The sequence below is a fragment of the Aeromicrobium sp. UC242_57 genome (assembly GCF_044452305.1).
Taxonomy (GTDB): Bacteria; Actinomycetota; Actinomycetes; order Propionibacteriales; family Nocardioidaceae; genus Aeromicrobium.
In genome coordinates this window covers 260,908-277,301 of sequence record NZ_JBIOAM010000002.1, presented here as the reverse complement: position 1 = coordinate 277,301, position 16,394 = coordinate 260,908, and the positions used below count along the sequence as shown (strand labels likewise).

21 protein-coding genes and 4 pseudogenes are annotated in these 16,394 nt (G+C 68.9%); 16 read left to right on the top strand and 9 right to left on the bottom strand.

Annotated features, from left to right (window positions below):
* Nucleotides 1–272: 272 nt before the first annotated feature.
* The 10 genes and pseudogenes from alr to ACHMWU_RS06230 all read left to right on the top strand — a co-directional run bounded on the left by alr (nucleotide 273) and on the right by ACHMWU_RS06230 (nucleotide 5,387).
* A complete protein-coding gene (gene alr, locus ACHMWU_RS06275) occupies nucleotides 273–977 on the top strand; it encodes an alanine racemase (protein WP_396042142.1) in 705 nt (234 codons plus the stop codon).
* A complete protein-coding gene (locus tag ACHMWU_RS06270; RefSeq protein WP_396042141.1) occupies nucleotides 974–1,519 on the top strand; it encodes an alpha/beta hydrolase in 546 nt (181 codons plus the stop codon). The genes alr and ACHMWU_RS06270 overlap by 4 nt, the downstream gene beginning before the upstream one ends.
* 18 nt (nucleotides 1,520–1,537) lie before the next feature.
* Complete coding sequence (locus ACHMWU_RS06265; protein WP_396042987.1) at nucleotides 1,538–1,957, top strand: alpha/beta fold hydrolase; 420 nt, start codon at nucleotides 1,538–1,540, stop codon at nucleotides 1,955–1,957.
* Nucleotides 1,954–2,292 (top strand): annotated as a pseudogene (locus tag ACHMWU_RS06260) (GNAT family N-acetyltransferase); the annotation flags it as partial. The gene ACHMWU_RS06265 and the pseudogene ACHMWU_RS06260, both read left to right, overlap by 4 nt.
* Nucleotides 2,258–2,728, top strand: a pseudogene (locus tag ACHMWU_RS06255) (tRNA (adenosine(37)-N6)-threonylcarbamoyltransferase complex ATPase subunit type 1 TsaE); the annotation flags it as partial. The pseudogenes ACHMWU_RS06260 and ACHMWU_RS06255, both read left to right, overlap by 35 nt.
* An 87-nt stretch (nucleotides 2,729–2,815) precedes the next feature.
* Complete coding sequence (locus ACHMWU_RS06250; RefSeq protein ID WP_396043069.1) at nucleotides 2,816–2,962, top strand: hypothetical protein; 147 nt, start codon at nucleotides 2,816–2,818, stop codon at nucleotides 2,960–2,962.
* Between the two features lie 146 nt (nucleotides 2,963–3,108).
* Entirely contained in the window at nucleotides 3,109–3,744 is a 636-nt protein-coding gene (gene tsaB / locus ACHMWU_RS06245; protein ID WP_396042140.1) for a tRNA (adenosine(37)-N6)-threonylcarbamoyltransferase complex dimerization subunit type 1 TsaB, read from the top strand.
* On the top strand, nucleotides 3,741–4,172 hold the full coding sequence (rimI, locus tag ACHMWU_RS06240) for a ribosomal protein S18-alanine N-acetyltransferase (protein WP_396042139.1): 432 nt from the start codon (nucleotides 3,741–3,743) through the stop codon (nucleotides 4,170–4,172). The genes tsaB and rimI overlap by 4 nt, the downstream gene beginning before the upstream one ends.
* A 45-nt stretch (nucleotides 4,173–4,217) precedes the next feature.
* On the top strand, nucleotides 4,218–4,595 hold the full coding sequence (locus ACHMWU_RS06235; protein WP_396042137.1) for a DUF5709 domain-containing protein: 378 nt from the start codon (nucleotides 4,218–4,220) through the stop codon (nucleotides 4,593–4,595).
* A 27-nt stretch (nucleotides 4,596–4,622) separates the two neighbouring features.
* Nucleotides 4,623–5,387 carry a lysophospholipid acyltransferase family protein gene (locus ACHMWU_RS06230; RefSeq protein ID WP_396042136.1) on the top strand — a complete coding sequence of 255 codons (765 nt, stop codon included), beginning with the start codon at nucleotides 4,623–4,625 and terminating at the stop codon, nucleotides 5,385–5,387.
* Between the two features lie 77 nt (nucleotides 5,388–5,464).
* Here ACHMWU_RS06230 and ACHMWU_RS06225 read toward each other — a convergent pair whose 3' ends face one another.
* Nucleotides 5,465–6,202, bottom strand: a complete 738-nt coding sequence (locus ACHMWU_RS06225) for a DUF981 family protein (RefSeq protein ID WP_396042135.1) — start codon at nucleotides 6,200–6,202, stop codon at nucleotides 5,465–5,467.
* Nucleotides 6,203–6,299: 97 nt separating this feature from the next.
* On the opposite strand from ACHMWU_RS06225, the gene ACHMWU_RS06220 reads away from it, so the two are divergent.
* From ACHMWU_RS06220 to ACHMWU_RS06205, 4 genes are all read left to right on the top strand, one after another.
* Complete coding sequence (locus tag ACHMWU_RS06220) at nucleotides 6,300–6,911, top strand: TetR/AcrR family transcriptional regulator (protein WP_396042134.1); 612 nt, start codon at nucleotides 6,300–6,302, stop codon at nucleotides 6,909–6,911.
* 81 nt (nucleotides 6,912–6,992) lie between these two features.
* Entirely contained in the window at nucleotides 6,993–7,295 is a 303-nt protein-coding gene (locus ACHMWU_RS06215; protein WP_396042133.1) for a DUF427 domain-containing protein, read from the top strand.
* A 78-nt stretch (nucleotides 7,296–7,373) separates the two neighbouring features.
* A complete protein-coding gene (locus ACHMWU_RS06210) occupies nucleotides 7,374–7,943 on the top strand; it encodes a sigma-70 family RNA polymerase sigma factor (RefSeq protein WP_396042132.1) in 570 nt (189 codons plus the stop codon).
* Nucleotides 7,885–8,442 carry a hypothetical protein gene (locus tag ACHMWU_RS06205; RefSeq protein ID WP_396042131.1) on the top strand — a complete coding sequence of 186 codons (558 nt, stop codon included), beginning with the start codon at nucleotides 7,885–7,887 and terminating at the stop codon, nucleotides 8,440–8,442. Before ACHMWU_RS06210 ends, ACHMWU_RS06205 begins: the two co-directional genes overlap by 59 nt.
* 602 nt (nucleotides 8,443–9,044) lie before the next feature.
* Here ACHMWU_RS06205 and ACHMWU_RS06200 read toward each other — a convergent pair.
* Nucleotides 9,045–9,605, bottom strand: a complete 561-nt coding sequence (locus tag ACHMWU_RS06200) for a DinB family protein (protein WP_396042130.1) — start codon at nucleotides 9,603–9,605, stop codon at nucleotides 9,045–9,047.
* Between the two features lie 26 nt (nucleotides 9,606–9,631).
* Between ACHMWU_RS06200 and tsaD the strand changes: the two are divergent.
* Both tsaD and ACHMWU_RS06190 read left to right on the top strand, forming a co-directional pair.
* Nucleotides 9,632–10,676, top strand: a pseudogene (gene tsaD / locus ACHMWU_RS06195) (tRNA (adenosine(37)-N6)-threonylcarbamoyltransferase complex transferase subunit TsaD).
* A 1-nt stretch (nucleotide 10,677) separates the two neighbouring features.
* Nucleotides 10,678–12,246, top strand: coding sequence for a glycoside hydrolase family 3 N-terminal domain-containing protein (locus ACHMWU_RS06190; protein WP_396042129.1), 1,569 nt, complete (start codon nucleotides 10,678–10,680; stop codon nucleotides 12,244–12,246).
* Nucleotides 12,247–12,333: 87 nt separating this feature from the next.
* On the opposite strand, the gene ACHMWU_RS06185 is transcribed toward ACHMWU_RS06190, so the two are convergent.
* From ACHMWU_RS06185 to ACHMWU_RS06155, 7 genes and pseudogenes are all read right to left on the bottom strand, one after another.
* Complete coding sequence (locus ACHMWU_RS06185; RefSeq protein WP_396042984.1) at nucleotides 12,334–12,771, bottom strand: META domain-containing protein; 438 nt, start codon at nucleotides 12,769–12,771, stop codon at nucleotides 12,334–12,336.
* A 116-nt stretch (nucleotides 12,772–12,887) separates the two neighbouring features.
* Nucleotides 12,888–13,049, bottom strand: coding sequence for a hypothetical protein (locus ACHMWU_RS06180; protein ID WP_396042982.1), 162 nt, complete (start codon nucleotides 13,047–13,049; stop codon nucleotides 12,888–12,890).
* Nucleotides 13,050–13,155: 106 nt separating this feature from the next.
* Nucleotides 13,156–13,746: pseudogene (locus ACHMWU_RS06175) on the bottom strand (allophanate hydrolase subunit 2 family protein); the annotation flags it as partial.
* The gene (locus tag ACHMWU_RS06170; RefSeq protein ID WP_396042128.1) at nucleotides 13,743–14,321 is read right to left on the bottom strand and encodes an allophanate hydrolase subunit 1; all 579 of its coding nucleotides are present in this window, start codon (nucleotides 14,319–14,321) and stop codon (nucleotides 13,743–13,745) included. The pseudogene ACHMWU_RS06175 and the gene ACHMWU_RS06170, both read right to left, overlap by 4 nt.
* Complete coding sequence (locus ACHMWU_RS06165; RefSeq protein ID WP_396042127.1) at nucleotides 14,318–15,031, bottom strand: LamB/YcsF family protein; 714 nt, start codon at nucleotides 15,029–15,031, stop codon at nucleotides 14,318–14,320. Before ACHMWU_RS06165 ends, ACHMWU_RS06170 begins: the two co-directional genes overlap by 4 nt.
* Nucleotides 15,032–15,167: 136 nt before the next feature.
* Entirely contained in the window at nucleotides 15,168–15,425 is a 258-nt protein-coding gene (locus ACHMWU_RS06160) for a hypothetical protein (RefSeq protein WP_396042126.1), read from the bottom strand.
* Entirely contained in the window at nucleotides 15,415–16,323 is a 909-nt protein-coding gene (locus tag ACHMWU_RS06155) for an SAM-dependent methyltransferase (protein ID WP_396042124.1), read from the bottom strand. The genes ACHMWU_RS06160 and ACHMWU_RS06155 overlap by 11 nt, the downstream gene beginning before the upstream one ends.
* Nucleotides 16,324–16,394: the final 71 nt, after the last annotated feature.

The following is a 16,394-nucleotide window of genomic DNA, read 5'->3' as shown; positions in this document are numbered from 1 at the left end:
GCGCGCGCTGCCCGGCAGGCCGGCTCGACCTGGCTGGGAGTCGGCCACGATCGACGAAGCCATGGCCTTGCGTGCGGCGGGCGACGACGGCGACGTCCTGTGCTGGCTCGCGAGTCCCGACGCTGCGTGGGGCGAGGTCGTCGCCGCCGGCGTGCACGTGACGGCCTCCTCGGCCGAACAGCCGCCGAGATCGTCGCCTCTGCTCCCGTCCGCGCGCGGGTCCAGCTCAAGGTCGACACCGGCCTCTCGCGCAACGGGGCCCGGGGCCAGCAGTGGACCGAGCCGTCGCCGCCGCGGCGGCTGCACAGGCCGCCGGTCGCATCGAGATCACCGGGACGTGGTCGCACCTTGCCTGCGCCGACGAGCCGGCCCATCCCGCCAACGACCTCCAGGAGCAGGCCTTCCGGGCGGCCCTCGACGAGCTGTCGGCGGCAGGCCTCGAACCAGGACTGCGGCACCTCAGCAACCGAGCAGCGACGCTGACCCGCCCCTCGGCGCACTTCGACCTGGTCCGGCCGGGCATCGCCTCGTACGGCATCCGGCCCGACCCGGCGATGACGTACTCGACGTCCCTGACCCCGGTCATGACCTTGCGGAGTCGTCTGGCGCAGGTCAAGCGGATTCCCGCCGGCAGCGGTGTCTCGTACGGCTGGACCTGGACGGCGCCGCGCGACACGACCGTGGCCGACGTGCCGCTCGGCTACGGCGACGGTGTCGCGGTCGCAGCGTCCAACCGTGCGCAGGTGCTGGTCGGCGGCGAACGTGCCCCGGTCGTGGGCCGCATCTGCATGGACCAGCTCGTCGTCGACCTGGGGGAGCGCCAGGCATCCCGCGGCGACACCGTGGTGCTGTTCGGCCCGGGCGACAGCGGTGAACCCACGGCGCAGGACTGGGCAGACGCATCGGGCACTATTGCGTACGAAGTGGTGACCCGCCTGGGTGACCGCATCGTCCGGACGTATCAAGGGGAACGATGAGCAAACCAGTCAGGGTCGCGACAACGGCAGGCGCCTTCGTCGCAGCCGGCGCACTGGCAACGTTGCTGAACGGCCGCCAGCGGACCCAGCGTCGCCGCCGCCGCGGCGAAGAGGTCGAGTTCGGCTCGGTGCGCAGTCCCGCGTTGACCCTCATGTCGTCGGACGGGGTCACCCTCAACGTCGAGATCGACGAGGCCGAGCGCAAGACGCCGACCATCGTCTTCCTGCACGGCTGGGTCGAGAACATCGACCTGTGGCACTACCAGCGGCTGGCGCTGCGGGGCCGGGTGCGCATGGTGTTCGTCGACCTGCGCTCGCACGGTCGGTCGGGCCGGTCGTACGCCGACAACTCCTCGCTCGACGACCTGGCCGACGACGTGCTGACCGTGATCAAGCAGATCGTGCCGCGCGGTCCGATCATCGTGGTCGGACACTCGATGGGCGGCATGGCGATCATGAAGCTTCGCGCAGCTGCAGCCCGAGCTGTTCGGCGGCCGGATCAAGGGCGTCGTGCTGCTCGGCACGCAGCTGCGGTCGGCTGATGCGCAACAGCCCCCGTCCTGCGTCGGGTCATCCCACTGCTGCGGGCAGGCGCGCCGCTGCTCGACTGGGGGCGGCAGTTCGACAGCTACTCGGTCATCCGCCGCTGGGCGGTCGGACCACGGGCGCACGAACGCCACGTCGACATGGCCAACGAGATGATCCTGACCGCGCCGACGCACGTCCTGTCCGACTTCTACCGCAACTTCGTCGACCTCGACCTGTCGTCGGGCCTCGACGCAGTGGGTCGGGCGCGCACCACCGTCGTCGGGGGCACCGCCGACCTGCTGACACCGCTCAAGCACTCTCGTCGACTCGCCGACGAGATACCTGACGCGAAGCTCGTGGTGCTGCAAGACGTCGGACACATGATGATGTTCGAGGACCACGAGAGCGTGACCAAGGCCATCGAGGACGTTCTGGAGGACATCACCGCATGATCGGAAGCAATGCCCTCAACGTCGTCGAGGCGGGCCCGGAGCACGCAGCGATGATCGTCGACATCATCCACCGCTCGTTCGGCGCTCGACCGGTGCTCGATCCGCCGACCACGGCGCTCGACGACACGGTCGAGTCGGTGGCTCGCACCTTGGCGACGGCAGGCGGTCTGCTCGTCGAACGTCGTGGACGTCCGATGGGTGCGCTGCTGTTCGACGAGTCGCGTCCCGGCCAGCTGGGTCTTCGCAGGGTCTGCGTCGACCCCGACATCCAGGCCCGCGGCGTCGCCTCGGCGATGGTCGGTGTCGCCGAGGACACCGCCGAGGAGCGTGGCAAGGACGGCATCTGGCTCGACGTGCGCGAAGAGCTGCCCGAGACGGTGCAGTTCTGGACCCGGCGCCTGTACCAGCCCGTCGGCAGGCGGGGACCGTTCATCGAGTTTGGCAAGACCTTGTGGCTGGCACGTGAGGTGCCGACGCCCGACGACATGCACGCCCTGGCCACCCGGTTGGCGTCCTTGCTGCGCGCGGGCGATCTGCTGGTGCTGTCGGGCGACCTGGGGGCCGGCAAAGACGACGTTCACGAAGGGGCTCGGCGAGGCCCTGGGCGTGCGCGGGCCCATCACGTCGCCGACGTTCATCCTCGCCAGGACGCACCCGTCGCTGGTCGGCGGTCCGCCGCTGGTGCACGTCGACGCCTACCGCTTGGGCGACCTGAGCGAGATCGACGATCTCGACCTCGACGCGACGACGGAGTCTGCGGTGACGGTCGTCGAGTGGGGCGACGACATGGCCGAGCAGCTGTCCGACAGCTGGCTGCACATCCGGATCGAGGTGCGAGGACCGCGTCCGATCGACCCCTTGGGCACTCCGCATGACTTCGCCGCCGACGGATCCGACGGCGAAGATGTCGACGATCTCGACGGGATCGACCCGCGCGTCGTCACGATCAAGCCGCACGGTCCGCGCTGGATCGGCGTCCCCCTGCGCTCCACCCTCCTCCGCTGACGAGGCACCTATCGCCCCTCCACGAGGTGGTTCTTGCCCCTCGACGAGGTGCTTGCTGCTGACCTGGCGCGGCGTCGTCGGCGGGGGAGGGCCACAACCTTCCCCTCAGGGGGCGACAACTACCTCCTCAGCGTTAGGCTGCGGGAGTGCTGCTGCTTGCTTTCGACACCGCGACCCCGGCGATCACGGTCGCCGTCCACGACGGGACCACGGTCGTGGGGGAGGCCTACGGCGAAGGTGCGATGGCCCACGGCGAGCTGCTCGCGCCGGCGATCCGCGATGCGATGGCCCAGGCGGGTGCTGCGATGGCCGATCTGACCGATGTCGCGGTCGGCGTCGGGCCCGGACCGTTCACCGGGCTGCGCGTCGGCGTCGTCACGGCGCTGACCCTCGGCTCCACACTGGGCCTGACGACGCATGGTGTCTGCTCGCTCGACATCGTCGCAGCCGACGTCGACGCCGATGGTGAGTTCTTGGTCGCGACGGATGCCCGCCGCAAAGAGGTCTACTGGGCCAGGTACGCCTCGCCCTGGCAGCGGATCGACGGGCCGGACGTGCTCAAACCGGCCGACCTCGCGGCGCTCCACCCCGACCTTCCGGTGTACGGCTCGGGCGCGCACCTGTACGACGGCATCCTGGCTGCCGCGGGAACTGCGGCCCATCCGCGCGCCGCCGCCCTCGCCACGCTCGTCGTCTCCGGCAAGGCCGCCGAGGTCCCGCTCGAGCCACTCTACCTGCGACGCCCCGACGCCGAGCCTCAGGTCAGCTCCAAGCGCGCATGATCCGCGCTGCCGGGCCCGACGACGTCGCTGCAATCGTCGCGATCGAGCAGGCCTGTTTCGGTGCCACGGCGTGGAGCGAAGGTCTCGTGCGGGACGAGGTGGCCAGCGAGCGTCACGTCGTCCTGGTCTGCGGCGCCGATGCGTACGGCGCCGTCTCCGTGGCCGGGGAGGACTCCGACCTCGACCGCATCGCGGTCCTGCCCGCCGCTCGCGGACGAGGCCTGGCCCGGCAGCTTCTGGAGGCGCTGATCGATCGCGCTCGTGACCTGGGCGCCGGCCGGATGCTCCTCGAGGTGGCAGCCGACAACGACGCCGCAATCGGTCTGTACGAGTCGTTCGGCTTCGACACGATCAGCACCCGGCGTGGCTACTACGCGGGCGGGGTCGACGCGCTCGTCATGGAGCTCGCGATCTCCGAGTGGCGCTGACCTGCTCGCCTTGCCTCTGACCGGCAGCGTGCAAGGCTGGATGGCATGACTCAGCCAGGCGATGACTACGAGGCACCTGACCAAGAAGCGCTGGTCGACGACGTCGACGAGATGATGGACACCGGGTACTCCCCGCCCGAGAGCTATCGCGGAGAAGGATTCGGCACGACGGCCGACGAGGCCGTGGAGGGCGAGTCGCTCGACGAACGACTCCGTCAGGAGGAGCCCGAGCCCGATCCCTACGCCGACACCGACGAGGTTCTCGACGACGGCGAGGTCGGTGCTGCCCGGGCCGGCCGGCTGGTCGACCCCGATGCGGGTTTCGGCGAGGACACCGAGAGCGACCTGATTGCGGAGGACGTCGGAATCGATGGGGCAGGTGCCAGCGCCGAAGAGGCAGCCGTCCACATCGTGGAGGACTGACGGCGCTGTCTGCACTACGCTGGCCGGATGCGCGATTTCACGTATCCGGCCACGATCGTCACGGCCAAGACGTTGTTCAAGGTGCTCGGCATGAAGTTTCAGACTTCGGGCACCGAGCACATCCCGCGCACCGGCGGGGCGATCCTCGCGGCCAATCACATCGGCTACGTCGACTTCATCTTCGACGGGCTCGCCGCGCAGCCCAGCGGCCGACTCGTCCGTTTCATGGCCAAGAAGGACGCCTTCGACCACAAGATCACCGGACCGCTGATGCGTTCGTTCCACCACATCTCGGTCGATCGCGACAACGGTCAGGCGTCGTACGACGCGGCGGTCCAGTACGCCCGTGACGGTGAGATCGTCGGGATCTTTCCCGAGGCGACGATCAGCCGGTCGTTCGAGATCAAGGAGCTCAAGACGGGCGCGGTGCGGATGGCCGCCGAGGCGGGCGTGCCGCTGATCCCGATGGTCACGTGGGGCACCCAGCTGCTCAAGACCAAGGACCACGAGTCCGATCTCAAGAGCCGTGGAAAGGCCATTGGCCTGCACGTCGGTGAGCCGCTCGCAGTGACGGGTGAGGATCCTGTTGCCGAGACCGAGCAGCTACGCGCGGCGATGTCGGCGTTGCTCGATCATGCGATCGATGCGTACCCGCTGAGCCCGGAAGGGCAGTGGTGGGCGCCGGCCCGGCATGGCGGGACTGCGCCGACGCTGGCAGAGGCTGCCAAGCTGGACGAGGAAGAGTATGCGGCGCGCGCGGCCAAGCGGGCTGCCCGCGACCAGCAGAGCTAACCCTGCAGACGTGACGACGGCGGACCCCATCGGGTCCGCCGTCGTCGTGTCTGCTGTGGGTCACGCCCGGTTGTCGGTCACATCGTGTTGACGATGAGTCCGATGTGGGTGAAGAAGTTCATCGCTCCGAACAGGATGAACGCGACACCTGTCACGGCCCAGACGATGCCGGTGATCTTGATCGGGACGGTCAGCACAGCCGTGGCCTTCTTGAGGCTGTTGACGACGAACGGGAACAGCACGGCGCCGATGCCGATCAGGGCGAACAGGCTCGACATGAAGATGGCTTCGACCAGGGGCCACTCGGCGAACTCTCCAGAGATGGGCTCCTCGGGCGGGGCAGCGAACAGCTTGTACTTGATGCCCGCGACGGCGATGCCGAACAGGGCGAGTCCGAGGCCGCCGACGAACACCGAGATGGGCTGGGCGACCTTGGCCAGCGCCGCGAGCGGCTCGGGACGGGTCAGCGCTTCGGCCCCGCGGCGCCACAGGTAGATCGATGCGCCGAGCAGCAGGACACCGAAGCCGAGGCTCGTCTCGCCGAAGATGATGTTGTCGAACGGGAAACCGCCTGCTGCCAGGGGCCAGGTCAGCGTCATGTGGAGACCGGTCGTGGTCAAGATGGCGCCCAGCACGCCGAAGGCGAGCGACCATCCCTCAGCACTCACCTCGCTCGGCTTGGTCATGAGCTGGCGAGCCAGGAGGACGATGCCCAACAGGCCTGCGCCGGCGGCGATCGACATGATCGTGTTGTAGGTGGGCATGGTCGCCCAGTCGATCTTCAGTCCCTCCTGCGCCAATGTTGCAGCGTGCATGTTTCTTCACCTCTCGAATCCTTTGAGGTCGTCGTCGACCTCACTGAGTAAAACACATACACATGTATATGTATTCCATGGTCGGTAGTCTTTTGGCGTGGCATCGCCGGTCAGGATCACGTCCCAAGAACGCAGCAGTGCGCGGCAGCGCGCCTTGGTGGTCGCGGCAGCGCGACTGCTGATCGATCAAGGGCCAGGGGCGGTGACTCACCGAGCCGTTGCAGAAGCCGCAGGAGTGCCGGCAGGTTCGGCCAACTACTACTTCCCCGCCAAGTCGCAGCTGTACGCCGAAGCCGTGCGAGAGGCCGAGGAGATTCGCGGCAGCAGCGCGTTGGAGATGGCAAGGGCGCTCCCGCAGCGCAATCGTTCAGACAGCACGACGGCGATACTGTTGATCGAGGTCTTCTACGCTCCCGACCTCCGGGTCGACGTCGTGCCAACCCGGTTGGAACCCATGCTGGCCGCCTACCGCGATCCCGATCTGCGGACCATCATGATGGCGTCCCGGTCCCGGCTCCTCACAGCGCTGCGGATCACCCTCGAGAGCTCGGGCTATCACAAGGTCGCGGCCGGACCAGATGTCGAGCTGCTGGCTCAGCTGATCGATGCCTCCCTGATCCGGGCCGGCCTGCTCGGCGAGAAGGACCCCATCGTGGTGGCAGGCCTGTCGGTCGCGCGTCTGTTGGAGCTGGCGCAGCAAGCACGCTGAACCAGGCGGTTCCGTCCGGCAGATGCGGCCCGTCGGGTGCACACTGGTAGACGACATCAGGAGCCACTCGGAAGGGCAGTCATGAAGGCAGTTATCGGCAGCACCGTCGTCGCCGAGGCGTCCCCCGACGACCTCGTCAAGATCGAAGGCAACTGGTACTTCCCGCCGAGCAGCCTGGTCGCCGACGCGTTCAGCGCGAGCCCGACCCAGTACCGCTGCCCCTGGAAGGGCGACGCGCAGTACTGGGACGTGGGCCTCGGTGACGACGTCCTCGCCGACGGCGGTTGGTCGTACCCCGAGCCGATCCCGTCGTCGTTCGACCGGGTCGGACAGGACTACAGCGGCTACGTCGCCTTCGACCCCCGGGTGACGCTGATCGACTGAGGACACCGGCCGACTAACTTCCTCAGCTCGTCGATGTGTCATCTCTGAGTGCTCGCGACATTACCTAGTGTGAGCCAGATGACGCAGCGGGAACGACTCGAGTCGATCTACGACGACTACGCCGCACGCGTCTATGCGTACGCGCTGCGACACTGCGGTCGCGACGACGCCGATGATGTCGTGTCGGAGACGTTCGCGGCAGCGTGGCGACGTATCGAGGTCGTTCCGGTTCCGGCTCTGCCGTGGCTGCTGGTGACGGCAGGAAACGTCATGCGCAACCGCAGGCGAGCGGACGTTCGCCGTTCGGTTCTTGCCGAGCATCTCGCGCAGGTGCATGAACCTGATGCGAGTGGAGCCGACTCGATCGTCGCCGAGCGCATGCAGCTGATCGAGGCGCTGCAACGGCTCAGCGAGCTCGAGCGCGAAGCGCTGCTGCTCGTGGCCTGGGACGGCCTGGACACCCGGAGCGCAGCAGAGGTGGCGCGTTGCGCACCCCGCGCCTTCCGGGCCCGGCTGACCCGTGCCAGGGCCCGGTTGAGCTCTGAGCCACGTCGTCATTGCCCGTACCGATCTCCGAGGAGACCACGTCATGAACGTCGACGAGATGCTGCGCGATCACGCGCCCGACCCCGAGCAGATGCGCCGTGAGGCCGAGCGGCTGCGAAGCCACGTGCTGGATGCCGCCACGTCTGCCACCGCCGGCACCGACCTGACGGTGCTGCCGAAGATCAGGCAACGGCGTACGCTCGCGCGCCTCGGTGTCGCCGCGGCAGTGCTGGGCGTGGTCGCAACAGGTGCGGTGCTGTCGATCGACGGAGGATCTCCGGCGAGCGCCGCGCAGGCGCGGTTCGAGAAGGCCGCTCCGGCACCCGCCTACGAGACCTACGGCGCCTTCTCCTCCGGCAAGACGGTCTACATCGGCAATCATCAGGTGACCTTTGACGAGAAGATCAAGGCGATGTACTACACGTCCGAAGGTGTGCTGGTGCGCACCGGACGGGTCGACTACACCGACGATGCCGGGGCCTCGCACTACGCTGATCCGGCCGGACGGCACCCACACAGGCATCGACCTGCGGATGGGGGACCGCGTCGTGGCAACCGATCCGCAGAGCCCCAACGTCGCGTACGCCGAGCCGACCGGTGACCGCTGGTCGTTCGTGGTGATCGACCTGGTCACCGGCGACGAGGTCGCCCGGACGACGGTCGACGGTGACTTCACGTGGGGTGGGTGGGAAGCGCCTCCCGTCACGATGACCGGCCACCGGATGTGGGCGCTGTTCGACGGCGGCTGGATGGAGTACGACTGGAAGACCGGCAAGACTCGTCTGGTGCCCGGGACGAAGGGCGCCATCGTGGAAGCGTCCCACGGGCGCTACCTCGTCGGCCCGAAACAGGACGGACGGGACTGGCAGGTGCGTGACTTCACCACTGGCGCGCTGCTGCAGAAGACCCGACTCGGCGCCGACAGCCCGTCGCCGGATCTCTCACCGAATGGCCAGTTCCTGCGGATCGCCGCGCACTACACGGGGTTCCAGGACGATGTGATGATCCAGACGCCGGGACCGTTCGAGCTCATCGACGTCGACTCGGGTGCTGCGGTCGAGATCGACCGGCCGGGTCCTCTCGGCTGGACGCCGGGCGGCAACACCTTGGAGGTCGACGCCAAGAACGACCGGTTGACAGTCTGCTACCCGACCACCGGCCTGTGCGACGGCATCGACCTGCCCATCAGTGGCTCCGGCAAGGTCAAGCTCGGCGGCAACAGCGACGAGACTGACCTCGCCAGGACGGGATCTGGGCGAGGTCAGTCGCCGGTGGTCCCGTCGGCCAGCCACGCAGGATGTCGAGGTGGCCGTTGTGGCGGGCGGTCTCCTCGATCAAGTGGTTGAGGATCCACCGCGCCGTGACGGGCTGGGTACGCCCCTCGTTGCGGCGCACCATGTCGAGGTCGACCTCGGCGAACACCGCACGCGTGCGGGCTGCCTCCTCCTCGTAGAGGCCGATGACCTCGGCGATCGGCAGCTCGGAGCCCTGGCGGAACTCCGCATCGGGGTCCTCCTTGCTCCACGGCCCGTCGTCCTCGCCGCCGAACAGGTCGTGGTTGATCCATGAACGCTCGACCCAGCGCAGGTGGTTCAGCACGTTGGCCGGGCTCATCAACGGGGAGCCCGGCAGCGGTGCCAGCCGGGCCAGCTCCTCGCTCAGACCGCTGACCTTCATCACGGCCGTGTCCTGCGTGTAGTGCAGCATCTGGACCAGCAGGGTCCGCTCGTCGAAGGTCTCGGGGATGTCGTCGGTGCGGGTCATGTTTTTCACCCTGCCACAATGTGAGGGTGAGTGAACCTCTGGTGATGGGCATCGAATCGTCCTGCGACGAGACCGGTGTCGGTATCGTGCGCGGAACCGAGCTGCTGGCGCATGCGCTGAGCTCGAGCATGGAGCAGCACGTCCGTTTCGGCGGTGTCGTGCCCGAGGTCGCGAGTCGCGCCCACCTCGAGGCGATGGTCCCGACCCTCGAGCAGGCCTATGCCGAGTCGGGCATCCGCGTGCAGGACGTCGACGCGATCGCCGTCACGAGCGGACCGGGCCTCACCGGCGCCCTGCTGGTCGGTGTCGCTGCGGCCAAGGCACTCGCGCTCGCCCACGACAAGCCCCTGTACGGCGTCAACCACCTGGCGGCCCACGTGGCCGTCGACCAGCTGGAGCACGGCCGTTTCAACGAACGCGTCGCCGCCCTGCTGGTCAGCGGTGGGCACACCGCTGCTGCTGGTCGACGACATCGTCACCGACATCACGATGCTCGGCCAGACGATCGACGACGCCGCTGGCGAAGCCTTCGACAAGGTCGCCCGCCTGCTCGACCTACCCTACCCGGGCGGACCGCACATCGACCGGGTCGCCCGCGACGGCAACCCGAAGGCAGTCGCGTTCCCGCGTGGACTGACGACGGGTCGCGATCTCGACAAGCACAAGTACGACTTCTCGTTCTCGGGCCTCAAGAGCGCAGTCGCCCGACACGTCCAGCACGAGCAGCGGATGGGACGTTCGTTCGACGTCGCCGATGTCGCAGCCTCCTTCCAGGACGCCGTGTGCGACGTGCTGACCAAGAAGACCATCGCGGCCTGCCTCGAGCATGACGTCGACACGCTGATCATCGGCGGAGGAGTCGCGGCGAATGCCCGGTTGCGCCACTTCGCCGAGGAGCGTGCTGCCAAGGCCGGCATCAAGGTCCGCATCCCACGGCTCGGGCTGTGCACCGACAACGGCGCGATGGTCGCTGCGCTAGGAGCCGAGGTCGTGCGTCGGGGCATCGCGCCGTCCTCGCTCGATCTGCCGGTCGACTCCAGCCGGCCTGTCACACAGGTCGTTGCCGCCTGAGATGTCGAACCGTCTTCGTGCGATCCCCCTGGTGTTCGTCGCTGTCGTCCTGATCGTGGTGGCGGCGGTCTCGTGGTCGAGCCGCGGCGACGACGCTGCACCGGCTCCGTCGGCCGATCGGACCACCGCTGCCCAGGAGCCGGAGCCGACGGGCTGGGTGCCGTCCGACGAAGTCCGGGCCAAGGCCAAGCAGCTGGCTGACTCCTTGAGCCTGGACGACCTGGCCGGACAGCTCATCATCGCGCGCAGCTTCTCCAACGACTCGTCCCTGGCACTCGTGCGCGACAAGCACTTCGCCGGCGTCATGGTCACCGGGCAACAGATCCTCGACGTCACGACCGACGATCCGCTCGACCAGGTCAAGGCCTTCAACCAGCAGCTGCAAGAAGTCGACGCCGACCGGGGTTTCCCGGTCATGGTGCCGATCGACCAAGAGGGCGGTCTGGTCGCCCGACTGGCCGATCCGTTGACGACGTTCCCACCGTTCATGTCGGCTGGTGCGGCGATCGCCGGGCACGGCGACGAGGGAGCCGCAGCGGTCACCGCAGCCGCTCGTGCCTCGGGTGCCGAGCTCAGAGCAGCCGGGTACAACACCGTCTTCGCGCCGATCGGCGACATCACGATCGGCCCCGCTGATCCGATCATCGGCAGCCGCTCGCCGGGCTCTGACCCCGAGACGGTCGCCTCCGCCGTCGTCGCCGCAGTCGACGGCTACTCCGAGGCCGGCATGATCTCGGCGGTCAAGCACTTCCCGGGACACAACGTCTCGACCGACAGCCACAAGGGTCTTCCGGTGCTCGACAGCGATCGCGACCGGCTGCGCTCGCACGACCTGGTGCCGTTCGAGGCAGCCATCGCTGCAGCGGCTCCTGGCATCATGACCGGACACCTCAACGTCCCGGCGATCGACAAGGGCGTCCCGGCCTCGATGTCCCGCAAGGTCATCACGACCGGGTTGCGCAAGAACCTCGGCCATGACGGCCTGGTGATCAGCGACTCGCTCGGCATGGGGGCGGTGATGAACCGCTATCCCGGCGGGGCGGCGGCTGTCGAGGCGATCAAGGCCGGCAGCGACCTGGCGCTGATGCCCGCCGACAACGAGCAGGCGTACGACGCGATGCTTGCGGCGCTGAAGTCTGGCGACCTGCCCGAGCAGCAGGCCCGGGACTCCGCAGCGCGGACGATCGCCTACCTGCTGCACTCGCAGGCATCGCCAGAAGCTTCCGGGCGAGCCGGGGAGCCATGGATCCGACTCCGAGCAGCTCAGCGCACTGGCCGCGACGATCGTGGCGCATCCGTGCCCGGTCCCGAAGATCACCGCTGTCATGCCTTCGGGTTCGCCCGATGCCGTTGCGGCGTTCCGGCAGGCGGCTCTGGAAGCAGGGCTGCCTACCGGTTCTGGCACGTCCGTGGCGTTCCTCGGCCCCGGCGTGCCTGCTGTGAGTGCCGCTGTCGCGGTCTCGACCGACACGCCGTACGGTCTGGCGAACAGCGCAGCTCCGACGAAGATCGCGTTGTACGGCCGCGACGTGCCCGCCATGCGGGCGCTCGTCAAGGTGCTGATGGGTGACGCGCGGGCCCTGGGCAAGCTCCCGGTCGAGATCGGGGTCCCTGCGCCGAAGCGCTGTTGAGACTGCCGCTCAGTCCGAGCGGCGGGTCAGGACGCCGGTGTCCTCGCCGTCGGCCCGCAACATGGCTGGTCACCGGAGAGGTGGGCACTGGTGGCGGTCTGGGGGTGGTGACCTGTTTGTGGATCCGGACAGGCAACCAGCGTTGTCGCAAGGTCCTTGAACGAGATGACACCGGTGGAGGTGTTGAGCGTCCATCGGCCGCCTTGAGAGTTGCAGCCGTCGAGCGAGCCACTCCACTCTCCGCTGGGATCCAGTCGGATCCTCTGCTGGTTCTGCGACGGCGTTGCGGCGGCGGGCCCCGCCCAGTCGCCGACCACGTCCGTCGTCCGTACCTGCACGGGCGTCGACTCACTCGCCTTCGTGGCCCGATCCGGGGGCGAGGGCGTGCAGGCAACCAGCGCAGTGACCAGTGCGGTGACCCCGAGGGCGCAGCCGCAGACTCTGTGGATCGGGGGCGGTCGCATCAGGGCTCCAGGTCGGGACGGGTGTATCTGGAGGTGACGGTATATGTCCGGCTCATCTGCGACGCGGGCTTTGCCTGTTCCTGCTCCGGCGTTCAGACAGCCGTCAAGCAGCGCATTCAGCGCGCTGCCACCCGCCGAAACCGAAGCATCTGCCCGGGCGAGAGCTGGGCGAGCCGGTCGGTGTGCGCGTCGATCACGACGGCGATGACGGGATATCCGCCGGTCACGGGGTGGTCGGGGCCGAACACGATGGGCTGTCCGTCGGCGGCGACCTGGATGCTGCCGCGCAGGCACGGCTCGCTGGGCAGGCTCGAGGTCCGTGGCTCGTTCGAGCGCGGGCCCGGTCAGGCGCACGCCGATGCGGTTGGAGGCGGGACTGACGAGCCACGACTCTTCCAGCAGGTGTCGGACGGCGGCGGGGGTGAACCAGTCGTCGCGGGGGCCGAGGACGACGTCGACGGTCAGCTCGCCGGTGCGGATGAGAGGCGGGACGTCCTCGGCGGCGGGGACGGGGCGCGGTGGGCCGACCTGCAGCTCGTCGCCTGGTCGCAGGGGCGCTGGCCCCAGGCTGGCGAGAGTGTCGGTGGATCGGGAACCGAGCTCTGGCGTGGCCGCGATCCCGCCGGCGACTCCGACGTACGTGCGCAGTCCCGCCCTGGGGTGGTGGATGTGCAACCTCTGCCCAGCGCGCAGGGTCACGGCGCGGCCGAACGTGATCGGCGCTCCGTCGATCGCGACGTCGCCGACCGCTCCTGTCACTGCGACGACGTGTGAGCTCTCGGGCCAGCAGCACCAGACCACCGCCGAGAGCCTCGACCGCCGCGAGCCAGGGGCGTTGCCGAGCACCGTGTTGACCTGGTGCAGCGCCGCGCGGTCGAACGCGCCGGATGCGCTGACCCCGAGGTGTCCGAGCCCGGGACGACCGCGGTCCTGCACGAGGCTCAGCGGCCCGGACTCCTCGACGATCAACGTCATGCGATCACGAACCGGACGCGCGTGCCGGGAGCAAGCAGGGCCGGTGGCCGACGCTCGGAGTCCCACAGCGTCAGGCTCGTGTGGCCGATGACCTGCCATCCGCCGGGTGACTCGCGTGGGTAGATCCCGCTGAACGGGCCGGCGAGCCCGACCGCGCCGGCCGGGACGCGCGTGCGCGGGGTGTTGCGTCGGGGCACCTCGAGCCGGGGGTCTCCGCCGATAAGGTAGGAGAAGCCTGGTGCGAAGCCGCCGAAGGCGACGGTCCACTCCGTTGCGGTGTGCGCGTCCACGACCTCGTCGCACGACATGCCGGTGAGCTGTGCGACGTCGTCGAGATCGGGCCCGTCGTACGTCACGGGGACCTCCACGGACAGCCCTGACGTGGCGGCTGCGGTGGACGGTCGGGTGCGAGCGATCAGCGACCTGGCCTGCGCGACGTCGCCGCGCACCAGCACCGTCCTAGCGCCCAGAACGACCTCGGCGTGCCCGTCGAGCGCTGCGAACCAGCCTTGTGCCTCGGCCAGGTCGTCGCAGTCGATCAGCACGGCCCGGTCGCCGTACGGCAGGACGTTCACGACCCGCTCGCCACTGTGGCGCCGGCGTGCTCCAGCGCCGCGTGGACGGCCCGTGCCAGCTGGAGTGCACCGGGGGAGTCGCTGTGCACGCAGATCGACGAGACGCGACCGAGCAGGTCGACTGCCTGCGCGGCCACCGCGTCGGGGAGGTCGAGGACTGCACCTGGTTCGCTGCGCGGCACCAACGTGCCGGCTGCCGTGTAGGCGCGGTCGGCGAAACCCTCGTGGACGACCGGGAGGCCAGCTGCTGCCGCGAGGTCGAGGACCAGCGATCCGGGCAGGCCCAGCAGGGGCAGGGGCCGGTCGAGCGCGCAGATCGCATCGACCACCGCTTGGGCCTGCCTCTCGTGGTGGACGATCGTGTTGTACAACGCGCCGTGCGGCTTGACGTAGGTGACCGTCCCGCCGATCGAGCGCGCGATGTCGTCGAGCATCCGGACCTGGTCGAGCAGCTCGGCTGTCAGCTCGGCGGGGGAGATGTCGACATAGACCCTGCCGAAGTTCTCCCGGTCCGGATAGCCGACCTGGGCGCCGATCGCCACACCACGAGCGACGGCAGCCTCGCAGGTGACTCGCATGAGCTCGGCATCGCCGGCGTACGCGCCGCAGCAGACGTTCGCGCTGGTCACGACGTCGAGCAGCGCGACGTCGTCGCCGGAACGCCACCGCTCCCACGACTCACCGAGATCGGCGTTGAGGTCGATGCGCATGGAGCAAGCCTAAGAGTGAACCCGCGAACCCAGCCCGCGAGTGGTGCAAACACCTCCCCGAGCGGTGCGCCTTGGCCAGACACACCGTCTCAGAACGTCCGAGACGCACCACTCGCGGAAAAGAAAAGGGGGCGGGTCAGTGTCGTTCGACCAGGAAGGCTCGGCCCTGACCCTGGACCCTGGTCATGATGACGATCGCCTTGTTGGGTCCTTTGAGCTTCATCCGCCTGACGAGCTCTTCGGGGACGATGTCGACACCGCGCTTCTTGATCGTCAGGGTGCCGATGCGTCTCACCTGCAGGGCCGCCTTCAACGGCTTGTCGCGGAAGGGCAGCTCGTCGACGATCCGGAATCCCTTGGCCAGAGGGGTGGTCACGATCTGCTCAGAGCTCACGTAGGCGATGTGCGGATCGGGCAGCCAGCCGCCGATCGTCGCGGCGAGCTCCATGACCAGCCCGGAGCGGATCACCGCGTCGTCGGGCTCGTAGAGGTGGGGGGCCCACGTCGGCGACGGCTACCGGCTCCCCGTCGGCGACGAGGCTCGTGGCGGACGGCAGGACCGTCGCCCGTCGAGTGGTCGTCGCGAAAGGAGCTCCCCACAGGCACGCCTCGACGAGGTCGCCGCCGTCGCTGACCCATTCGGCCTCCACCCCGGACGGGACGGCGTCGTGCGCCAGACCGGGCATGACCTTGGCGACGGCCCGGCCGGCCAGCAGCTCGCGCACCCAGTCCCACGGAGGCTGCAGGTCGGCGGTCGAGAATGTGCGTCCCCGGCCGTTGCGGCGTGCGGGGTCGATGAAGGCAACCTCGTCCGTGCCGATCTCGACGGCCTGCGCGTCGGCGCAGATGACCTCGCCCGCCAGGTCGAGAGCACGCAGGTTGGCGGCGGCGATCGCCGCACGCACCGGGTCCTGCTCGACACCGCGCACCGCGATGCCGGCCCGGGCCAGTGCGATGAGGTCGCCGCCGATCCCGCAACCGAGATCGATCGCGGAGGTCGCGCCGGTGCTGGCCAGGCGAGCAGCCCGGTGGGACGCGACCCGCATCCGCGTCGACTGCTCCAGAGCGTCGTGGGTGAAGTACAGGCGGGCCGCGTCCGCGCCGAACTTGGTGGCGGCCTTGCCGCGCAGATGGTTCTGGGTCACGGCCGCGGCGACGAGATCGGGAGCGTACGTCTTGCGCAGCCGGGTGCCGAGCGACAGGTCACTCTCGACCCCGGCACACCGGGCCACCTCGGCGAGCAGCTCCTGTCCGGGCACGGAGAGCAGCTGCTCGAACGTCGACAGTTCCATGGGAGAAGTCTGCCGCCTGCTGTCGATCTTCGGTGCGTGACGTCGGGCCGAGACTGTGCGACTCTCGATTC

Coding starts and splice junctions, on each gene's coding strand:
- ACHMWU_RS06185 (WP_396042984.1), bottom strand. CDS start 12,771: ATGCGACCGCCCCCGATCCACAGAGTCTGCGGCTGCGCCCTCGGGGTC.
- ACHMWU_RS06230 (WP_396042136.1), top strand. CDS start 4,623: ATGCGCGATTTCACGTATCCGGCCACGATCGTCACGGCCAAGACGTTG.
- ACHMWU_RS06270 (WP_396042141.1), top strand. CDS start 974: ATGAGCAAACCAGTCAGGGTCGCGACAACGGCAGGCGCCTTCGTCGCA.
- ACHMWU_RS06235 (WP_396042137.1), top strand. CDS start 4,218: ATGACTCAGCCAGGCGATGACTACGAGGCACCTGACCAAGAAGCGCTG.
- ACHMWU_RS06155 (WP_396042124.1), bottom strand. CDS start 16,323: ATGGAACTGTCGACGTTCGAGCAGCTGCTCTCCGTGCCCGGACAGGAG.
- ACHMWU_RS06200 (WP_396042130.1), bottom strand. CDS start 9,605: ATGACCCGCACCGACGACATCCCCGAGACCTTCGACGAGCGGACCCTG.
- rimI (WP_396042139.1), top strand. CDS start 3,741: ATGATCCGCGCTGCCGGGCCCGACGACGTCGCTGCAATCGTCGCGATC.
- ACHMWU_RS06205 (WP_396042131.1), top strand. CDS start 7,885: ATGAACGTCGACGAGATGCTGCGCGATCACGCGCCCGACCCCGAGCAG.
- ACHMWU_RS06215 (WP_396042133.1), top strand. CDS start 6,993: ATGAAGGCAGTTATCGGCAGCACCGTCGTCGCCGAGGCGTCCCCCGAC.
- ACHMWU_RS06210 (WP_396042132.1), top strand. CDS start 7,374: ATGACGCAGCGGGAACGACTCGAGTCGATCTACGACGACTACGCCGCA.
- ACHMWU_RS06225 (WP_396042135.1), bottom strand. CDS start 6,202: ATGCACGCTGCAACATTGGCGCAGGAGGGACTGAAGATCGACTGGGCG.
- ACHMWU_RS06190 (WP_396042129.1), top strand. CDS start 10,678: ATGTCGAACCGTCTTCGTGCGATCCCCCTGGTGTTCGTCGCTGTCGTC.
- ACHMWU_RS06165 (WP_396042127.1), bottom strand. CDS start 15,031: ATGCGCATCGACCTCAACGCCGATCTCGGTGAGTCGTGGGAGCGGTGG.